The organism is Thermoanaerobaculia bacterium, from assembly GCA_035260525.1.
Taxonomy (GTDB): Bacteria; Acidobacteriota; Thermoanaerobaculia; order UBA5066; family DATFVB01; genus DATFVB01.
In genome coordinates, this window is sequence record DATFVB010000247.1 from 1 (window position 1) to 8,904 (window position 8,904).

8 protein-coding genes are annotated in these 8,904 nt (G+C 65.8%); 2 read left to right on the forward strand and 6 right to left on the reverse strand.

All coding sequences use genetic code 11. The features are described 5' to 3' along the window. The 5 genes from VKH46_12220 to VKH46_12240 form a co-directional block, all read right to left on the reverse strand. A partial coding sequence (locus VKH46_12220; GenBank protein HKB71602.1) for a hypothetical protein occupies positions 1-447 on the reverse strand: 447 nt, incomplete at its 3' end. 386 nt (positions 448-833) lie between these two features. Then, on the reverse strand, positions 834-2,216 hold the full coding sequence (locus VKH46_12225) for an NAD(P)/FAD-dependent oxidoreductase (GenBank protein HKB71603.1): 1,383 nt from the start codon (positions 2,214-2,216) through the stop codon (positions 834-836). A gap of 20 nt (positions 2,217-2,236) precedes the next feature. Continuing rightward, positions 2,237-3,532, reverse strand: coding sequence for a kynureninase (gene kynU, locus VKH46_12230; protein HKB71604.1), 1,296 nt, complete (start codon positions 3,530-3,532; stop codon positions 2,237-2,239). A gap of 269 nt (positions 3,533-3,801) precedes the next feature. Beyond that, positions 3,802-4,797 (reverse strand): amidohydrolase family protein, encoded by a 996-nt coding sequence (locus tag VKH46_12235; protein ID HKB71605.1) that lies wholly within the window; start codon positions 4,795-4,797, stop codon positions 3,802-3,804. A gap of 25 nt (positions 4,798-4,822) precedes the next feature. Beyond that, positions 4,823-5,338, reverse strand: a complete 516-nt coding sequence (locus VKH46_12240; GenBank protein ID HKB71606.1) for a 3-hydroxyanthranilate 3,4-dioxygenase — start codon at positions 5,336-5,338, stop codon at positions 4,823-4,825. 293 nt (positions 5,339-5,631) lie between these two features. Here VKH46_12240 and VKH46_12245 point away from each other — a divergent pair, with 293 nt between their 5' ends. Beyond that, positions 5,632-5,970: a Rid family hydrolase gene (locus tag VKH46_12245; protein HKB71607.1), complete on the forward strand. Its 339-nt coding sequence runs from the start codon at positions 5,632-5,634 to the stop codon at positions 5,968-5,970. On the opposite strand, the gene VKH46_12250 is transcribed toward VKH46_12245, so the two are convergent. Beyond that, positions 5,948-7,090, reverse strand: coding sequence for a tryptophan 2,3-dioxygenase family protein (locus VKH46_12250; protein ID HKB71608.1), 1,143 nt, complete (start codon positions 7,088-7,090; stop codon positions 5,948-5,950). The genes VKH46_12245 and VKH46_12250 overlap by 23 nt on opposite strands. Positions 7,091-7,152: 62 nt before the next feature. On the opposite strand from VKH46_12250, the gene VKH46_12255 reads away from it, so the two are divergent. Further along, a complete protein-coding gene (locus VKH46_12255) occupies positions 7,153-8,598 on the forward strand; it encodes an aldehyde dehydrogenase (GenBank protein ID HKB71609.1) in 1,446 nt (481 codons plus the stop codon). The last annotated feature ends 306 nt before the right edge of the window (positions 8,599-8,904 follow it).

Here is an 8,904-nt window from a genome sequence, read left to right on the forward strand (position 1 = left end):
AACCAAAGGCGTTACGGCCGGGTCGTCTGACCCGGCCTTTCCTTTTTTCGGAGCGGCAATTTGAACTGAAGCAAGTTCGTATTGCCCGCAGGGCAATCGGAGCACCGAAGGTGCGACCAATCTTGCCCCCGCAACCAAAGGTGTTACGGCCGGGTCGTCTGACCCGGCCTTTCCTTTTTTCGGAGCGGCAATTTGAACTGAAGCAAGTTCGAATTGCCCGCAGGGCAATCGGAGCACCGAAGGTGCGACCAATCTTGCCCCCGCAACCAAACTCAATACGGCCGAGTCGTTCGACTCGGCCTTTTTTTTCTCGAAGCCTGATTTGAACTGAGAAGCAAGTTCGTATTGCGCGCAGCGCAATCCGCTGGCGTCGAGCCGAAGATCGTATTTCGGAAGACTTCGAAGCCGTACCCTCGCCGAAATCCGAGCACCTCGGGTGCGAGTCATCTTGCCCCCGCAACCAATCCGGAGACGGCCGGGAGATCACTCCCGGCCTTTTTTCGTGCATTGAAGCGGGAACTGATTTTCGGCCTGACGGCCGGCAATTTGCCCTTCGGTCAAACCGCGACCTTTGGATCAGCTTCGCAAGCTCGTATTCGCGAAGACTTCGAAGGGTTACCCCCCCCGGCGAATCCGCCGGCCGAAGGCCGAAGAAAATCCTGCCCCCGCGACCAAACTGGTACTGGTCGGGAAGCGATTCCCGGCCTTTTTCGGTGCCGGATCAGATCGCCGCGTCGCTTCGCTCCTCGCGATGACGAGGAATGGTTACCCCCGCTTCCCTCACCCGGCGAGCTGCGCTCGCCGGCCTCTCCCGCGGGGAGAGGCAAAATGGGTCAAACCTCCAGAAGAAGCGCCTCATTCCCCAGCCGCTCCTCGATCATCCGGTCCGCCTTCTCGAAATCCACGTCTTCGACGCTCTTCGCGCCTCTCGTCAATTCCTCCAGTATCCCCTCCTGGATCGCGCCCCGGCGCTGCGCCTCCGCGTAGGGGATGCGGTGAAACATCACCATCGAGTAGCGAGGGATGAACCGGCGGGGATGGCGCTCCTCCAGGCGAAACGAAAGATCCTTCTTGAGCTGAAACCCGGGGTCGCGGACGGTCGACCGCATCTCGACGTAATTCTCGAGCGCCATCGCGGCGATCGCGTCGGCGTCGGGCCGGCGAAGGGACTCGAAATCGGCGAAGATCTCGTCCCACGGCTCGGCTTCCCGAGCCAGGCAGTCGTCCAGCGCGTCGCAGTCTTCGAAGGCCGCATTTGCGCCCTGCCCGTGAAACGGAACGATCGCGTGCGCCGCGTCGCCGAGCAGGAGGGCGTGGTCCTCGAAAAACCAGGGCCGGCAGCGGATCGTCTCGAGATGTCCCGTCGGGTTTGCGAAGAATTCACGGGCGAGGCCGGGCATGAGGGGAATCGCGTCCGCGAAGCGCCGCTCGAAGAGCCGCCTCACGTCGTCGGCCGTGCGCAGCGCTCCGAAGCTCTCCTCGCCGTCATTTGGCAAGAACAGCGTCGCCGTGAAGCTGCCGTCGGCGTTGGGAAGGGCGATCAGCATGTATTCCCCTCGCGGCCAGATGTGGAGGGCGTTCTTCTCCATGCAAAAGCCGCCGCCGGGCGCCGCCGGAATCGAAAGCTCCTTGTAACCGTGGCCGAGCGGCTCCTCCATCAGATCCCCGCCGGTCTTCTCGATGATCGCCGCCCGAACCGCCGAGGCGCTTCCATCGGTGCCGAGGAGGACTTCATAGGGAAATTCGTCTATTTCCGAGCTCTCGCCGGCGCGGATCCGCACCCTGCGACTCGCGAAATCGACACCGCGGCACGCGTGCCCGAATCGAATCGAGACGCGGCCGGTCGCTTCCGCGGCGTCCATCAGCAGCGAGTTCAGGCCGCCGCGCGAAACCGAATGGATCACCTCGTGCGGCTTGTTGCCGTAAGGGATCATCCGCAGGCCGCCGCTCTCGTCGTGCAACATCCGCCCCGCCATCGGAATCAGGGCCGGCCGGAGGCGGTCCATGAGGCCCGCTCGCTCGAGCGCGTGAATGCCGCGATTGGCGAGCGCGAGGTTGATGGACCGCCCGGTGGAGGCGCCCTCCCGGCGCGGGTCGGGACGGCGCTCGTAAATCGTCACTCGATGGCCGCGCCCGGCCAGATCGATCGCCAGGAGGGAGCCCGCGAGGCCGGCGCCGACCAGAGTGATCTCCTCCGTTTCCCGCGGCGTTTTCAAAGCGTTTTTCGCGGCGCGCTTCAAGAAAGCGCCGCCCGAAGGATCTCGACGAAGCGGTGGACCTCCTCGAATCGGTTGTACAGCGGCACCGGGGCGACCCGGATCACATCCGGTTCGCGCCAGTCGCACGTCACTCCGGCCGCCTCGATCCTCTGAAAGACCGTCTTGCCCGGAGTCCCCGACTTCGCGCGGAGCGAGAGCTGGCATCCCCGCTGCCGGAAATCCTCCGGCGTGAAGATCTCGATGGCGTCGCCGATCTCGCGCCGCAGGAGCCACTCGAGATACCCCGTGAGGCGAATCGACTTGTCGCGGAGCGGCTCCATGCCGCCGGCGGCCTGAAAAACGTCCAGAGATGCGCGAATCGCCGCGAGCGAGAGGATGGGTGGATTCGAGAGCTGCCACCCCTCCGCGCCGGGAATCGGCCGAAAACCGCGCTGCATCCGGAAGCGCGTTTCCTTGTCGTGTCCCCACCAGCCGGCCAGGCGCGGGATGCTCTCATTCGAGCCATGACGCTGGTGCACGAAGCACCCCCCCACCGAGCCGGGTCCCCCGTTCAGATACTTGTAGGTGCACCAGACGGCGAAATCGACGTCCCAGTCGTGGAGGCGCAGGACGAGATTCCCCGCCGCGTGCGCCAGATCGAAGCCGGCGACACACCCCTTCTCGTGCGCCAGCCGCGTGATCGCTTCGATCTCGAAAGCCTGGCCCGTGTAGTACTGGACCCCCGGCAGGAGGACGAGAGCGATCGAGTCGCCCTCGCGCTCGAGGACCTCGGCGATCTCGGCCATCGTGACACCGGCCCGGTCTGCCCGCGGCCGAAGGCGGACGACGGCGGAAGCCGGATCGAACCCCCGGTGGGCCGCGTGAGACTCGACGGCATAGTCGTCGGAAGGAAAGGCTCGGTCCTCGATCAGGATCCGGTGCCGCTCGCGCGTCGGGCGATAGAAGCTCGCCATCATCAGATGGAGGTTGACCGTGAGCGAATTCATCGTCACGACTTCCGTCGGCAGCGCCCCCAGAAGGGCCGCGGTCGGCGCGGCGAGGAGCTCGTGGTAAGGCATCCACGGATTCACCCCGGTGAAATGCGCCTTGACGGCGAGCCGACCCCACTTCTCGAGCTCCTCGTCCACGCAGCCGCGCGTGCGCCGGGGCATGAGGCCCAGCGAGTTGCCGGCGAAGTAGATCTCTTCTATCTCTCCATGGCCGCTTTCGCGCTTCGGAATGTGGAACTCGCCGCGGAAGCTCCGGAGCGGATCTTCCCGGTCGAGCGCGACCGCGAACTCGCGTCCCGACTCGAACGGTTCGCTCACTGGCAGGCTGCTGAGAAAGGGTCCGGGATGGCGTTGTGAGCGCCGGGGGCTCGAATGCAAGACGCCGCGCCGAAGGCGATGCCGGCCGCATCGTCTAGGCGCGGCAACGAAGCCTGCGGGCCCGCGCCGCCGCAACCTTCGGGTGGCGCGGGCCTTGCCGTTCGCATGTCAATCAGATCGGCGCGACGCATGCTCCCAGTCTAGCAGCCGCTCGGTAGCGCGAACGAAATGCAAGGCTCGCGACACGACGCCCGGATTCATTTTTCAGCAGCCTGCTAAAGGCCGAATCGCTCGCCGGGAAGACCGAGCCATTCGAGCGCCGTCCCGTGCAGGAGGCGAGCCCGGGTCGCTTCCGGGAAGCCGCAGGAATCGATCAGTTCTCCGGGATGACTTTCGCCCAGGGGAAAGGGATAGTCGCTCCCGAGCGCGATCCGCTCCGCCCCCATCCGGTCGATCAGGTACCGCAGCGTCAGCGGATCGTTCACGAGCGAATCGACGAAGATGCGCCGGAGATATTCCCGGGGAGGAACGTCGTTGGCGACGGCGCACAGGTCGGGACGAACGTCGAAACCGTGGGCGATGCGTCCGAAAGTCCCGGGGAAAGCGCCGCCGCCGTGCGCGAAGGCGATGCGCAGGCGGGGAAGCCGTTCGAGCACGCCCCCGAAGATGAGCGAGCAGATCGCAAGCGAGGTTTCCGCGGGCATACCGACGAGCCACGGGAGCCAGTACTTCGCCATCCGCTCCTTCCCGACCACCTCCCACGGGTGGACGAACACCGCCGCTCCAAGCTGCTCGGCGGCTTCGAAGACCGGGAAGAGCTCCAGATTGTCGAGATTGGCGCCGTTGACGTTCGACCCGATTTCGACGCCGGCGAGACCGAGATCGCGGATGCACCGTTCCATCTCCCGGATCGCGAGGCCGGGATCCTGCATCGGAAGGGTCCCGAGTCCCACGAACCGCGCCGGGCTCGCGGCCTGCAGCCCGGCAATGTGATCGTTCAACCGGCGGGCGAGATCGAGCGCGCGCGAAGGCTCCGCCCAGTAGCTGAACATCACCGGGACGGTCGAGAGAACCTGGACGTTCACCCCGTCGCGGTCGCACTCCGCGATTCGGGGTCCGGCGTCCCAGCAGTTGCTCTCGATCTCGCGAAAGAACGCGCCGTCGATCGTCATGCGCGCGCGGCCGGGCGCGGCGGGCTCGATTCGGACGAAACCCGGCCCGAGGTCCGGCAGCCTCTCGGGGAGGATGTGGGTGTGGATGTCGATCTTCAGCAAGTCGGCCTTCGGAAAACCGGCATCAGGCCTTCGGCGGCGGCATCACGGCGCCGCATTTCCTGCACGTGCGATGCTCCTCGCTCGCGAAGAACCGGTCGAAGATGGGCGGAAAATCCTTCTCGACGTTGCCGAGCGAAAAGTATTCCTCGTACAGGAGCGTCGTGCATCGGTCGCAATACCACTGGAGCCCGTCCTTCTCGTGGGGGAGGCGCTTGCGCTCGACGACGAGCCCAACCGAATTCGGCATGCGTTGCGGCGAATGAGGGACGCGGGGAGGGTGCAGGTACATCTCCCCCGCGCGGATCGGAATGTCCACGACACGGCCGCCCTGGATCGTCTTCAGGATCATCTCGCCCTCGAGCTGGTAGAAGAGCTCGGGCCCCTCGTCGACGTGGTAATCCTTGCGGCTGTTGGGGCCCCCGACGACCATGACGATGAAATCGTCCTCGTCGAAGACCTTCTTGTTGCAGACGGGCGGTTTGAGGTCTTCCCGGTGCTCGTCGATCCACCGCGCGAAATTGATCGCCTTCCGTTCCATGACCGGTCCTCCCGTCCGACAGATCGATAGTATAGGCGGCGATGAACCGATCGTCCCGATCATCCGGTCGCGCCGGTAAGGCGCGCGATAGTCGCGCCGGTAAGGCGCGCGATAGTCGCACCGGTAAGGCGCGCGATAGTCGCGCCGGTAAGGCGCGCGATAGTCGCGCCGGTAAGGCGCGCGATAGTCGCGCCGGTAAGGCGCGCGATAGTCGCGCCGGTAAGCTGGTTGACGCCAGCGCCGTCGAGGCGCCGAGCGAACGCTCCGTCGTCTCCTCGAGGGCTCCGCGGCCGGTGGGGCCGTACCCGCACGCGCGGCGATTCGGAGATCTGCTCTTCCTCTCGGGCATCGGACCGCGCCATCGGGAAACCGACGAGATCGCCGAGGGCATCGAGGCTCAAACGCGCGCGTGCATCGAGAACGTGAAAGCGATCCTCGAGGACGCCGGGAGCTCCCTCGAGAAGGTGATCGACGTGACCGTCTTCCTGACGGACATCGACCACGACTTCGCCGCCTTCAATCGCGTGTACGGCGACTACTTCGGCGCGATTGCCCCGGCGAGGACGACCGTGGGCATCGTCGCGCTTCCGACCCCCATCTCGATCGAGCTCAAGGTGATCGCCGCGTCCTAGATCGAGAGCCCGCGCGCTTGCGCCCGAACCGGAATCCCATCGTGCCCTTGACCGCGGCCGGAAGCGTGGGGAGCGCCGAGCGGGGAATGAAGAACGACGAGAGGCCGACGAGATCTCCGAAAACCTTGTGACGTTCGGCCGCCCGGTCGAGATACTCGTGACCCGAGCTTCCCCCCGTCCCGATCCGGCTGCCGATCATGCGGAGCGCCATCTGCGCGTGGCGTTGGCGCCATGTCGTGAAGTTCCGCTCGACCTCCGTGACGAGCGTGAGGAGCCGGAACGGCAGGTGGAGAATCGGCTCGTCACGGTAGAGGTTGATCAACAGCGCCGCCTGAAGGGCGCGGCGCGAGAAATGGCGTCCCGGCGCCGCTTCCGCCGCTTCGCCGGCGGAGGCTCCGAAGGCATCTTCGAACCGGCGGGCCGTGGACTCGAGCCCGGCCAGCTGCGTCGATTTCTCCTTCTCGGTCAGAGTCGGGTTGCGCCGGATCGAAGCGCCGTCGGCGGAGAGCATCCGGTCGACCGCCCGCCGGTACTCCTTCCAGAAGTCGAAACCGCGCAGGCTCAGGAACGGAGTTCGCTCGAGCCAGCGCTCCAGGACGTCGAAGAGGGAAGGCTCCTTCTCCGAGGCTTCGAGCCGTGCGCGATCCTCCTTCCGGAAGCGCGAGGTGTACGCGGCGTCGTGCAGCTGGAGGCGATCCTGGCGGCGGATGCCCAGCTTGTTCTCGACCAGACGGAACTGGACGCTCTGCAGGCCCGACGCCGGAATCAGGTCGTCGCGGAAATCGAGAAAATCGAGCGGGGTCATCGTCTCCAGCACGTCGATCTGCTGGATGAGCACCCGCTGGATCTCGACGATCCGGCCGAAGCGCGAGACCGCGCGCCCGACGTCCTCCTCCCGGACGGTCGAGCTTCGGAAGATCGCGAGGATGGCGTCGAGCTCCCACAGGACCTGCTTGAACCACAGCTCGTACGTCTGATGCACGACGATGAACAGCATTTCGTCGTGCGCGGGGTGGCCCCGCCGGGCGCTCTCGAGCTGCTGGCATTCGAGCAATCGGTCGAGGTGGATGTAATCCGCATAGTACAGAGGCTCGCTGAGAGGAGCGCGCGGCTTGCCCATCGGTGCACCGTTCGTACCACGAACCTTTCCGACGTTCAACGGGGGCAACGTAGAATCGGCGCGTGAAACGCGTTTTCAATTTCATCGGCGGAGAGTTTCGGCCGCCGGCCGCCGGAAAATACCTGGAGGACGTCGATCCGTCGACCGGCGAGGTGATCGCCGAGATTGCCGACAGCGACCAAACCGACGTCGACGCCGCCGTCGCCGCGGCGAAGCGCGCGTTCCCGTCCTGGCGCCGGACCTCCGCCGAAGAGCGGTCAAGGCTTTTGATTCGCTTATCGGACCTTATCGAGGAGAATTTCGACGAGCTGGCATTGCTCGAATCGCGAGACAGCGGAAAGCCCGTCGCGCTCGCCCGCCGGCTCGACATTCCGCGAGCCGTCAAGAACTTCCGGTTCTTCGCCACCGCCATCCTCCACGCCGAGACGAAGTGCCATCCCATGGACGTCGGAGCGCTCAATTACACGCTGCGCCAGCCGCTGGGCGTGGCCGGGCTGATCTCGCCCTGGAATCTTCCGCTCTATCTGCTGACGTGGAAGATCGCCCCCGCCGTGGCCGCGGGCAACTGCTGTGTGGCCAAGCCCTCGGAGCTCACGCCGTTGACGGCCACCCGGCTGGCGGAGCTCGCGCGGGAAGCCGGCATTCCCCCCGGGATCATCAACATCGTCCACGGGCGGGGAGCCGGCGCCGGCCGCGCGCTCACCTCGCACCCCGACGTTCCCCTGATCTCGTTCACCGGCGGGACCCGGACGGGGGCCGACGTGATGGCCTCGGCCGGTCCCCTCTTCAAGAAGGTGTCGCTCGAGCTCGGCGGAAAGAACCCGAACGTCGTTTTCGCCGACGCCGACCTCGCGGAAGCCGTCGCCGGATCGATTCCTTCGAGCTTCGCCAACCAGGGGGAGATCTGCCTGTGCGGCTCGCGCATCTTCGTCGAGAGACCCGTCTACGACGAATTCCTCGAGCGCTTCCTGGACCGGACGAAGAAGCTCGAGGTCGGGGATCCGCAGGACCCGGCGACGGAAGTGGGCGCGTTGATCAGCGAGGCTCACTTCCGCAAGGTCTCCGGCTACATCGAGCTCGCGAAGCAGGAAGGGGGCGAGGTCCTTTGCGGCGGCAAGCCTCCGGCCGATCTTCCGGAGCGCCTTCGCGGCGGCTGGTTCCTGGAACCGGCGGTCGTCGCCGGCCTCGACTGTTCGCGGCGCGTCATGCAGGAGGAGATCTTCGGTCCGGTCGTCACCGTGACGCCGTTCGACTCGGTCGACGAGGCGGTTCGCTTCGCCAACGCCTCTCGTTACGGTCTGTCCGCCAGCGTGTGGACGCGCGACCTCGGCAAGGCGCACCGGGTCGCCGCGGCGATCGATTGCGGCACCGTGTGGGTGAACGCCTGGCTCCTGCGCGACCTGCGGGTTCCCTTCGGCGGGATGAAAGAGAGCGGCGTCGGACGCGAGGGCGGTTTCGATTCGCTCGACTTCTTCACCGAAGCCAAGAACGTCTGCATCAAGCTCTGAGGCTCGGGCGGGAGCTTCGTCGGGCGCGCCTACCCGGACTTCCCCCACGCCTTTCCCTTTCTGCCTCGACAGTTCGCGCATTTCGTCCGCGGCGACCAGAACGGCTTTCCGTCGGAAAGGTGGGCTAGGAACGTCTTTACCGCCCTCTATGTTAAGCTCACACCACAACTTGGATCTCAATTGAGCTGCACCCGCCGACGGTTCGTGCTTCGTGTGCCGATATGGCTGCCGTTCGCCCTCTTGCTCATCTTCCGGCAGACGGTCGCGGCCCAGCCCGCCCCCGCCTCTGCGAGCCCGGAGGACAAA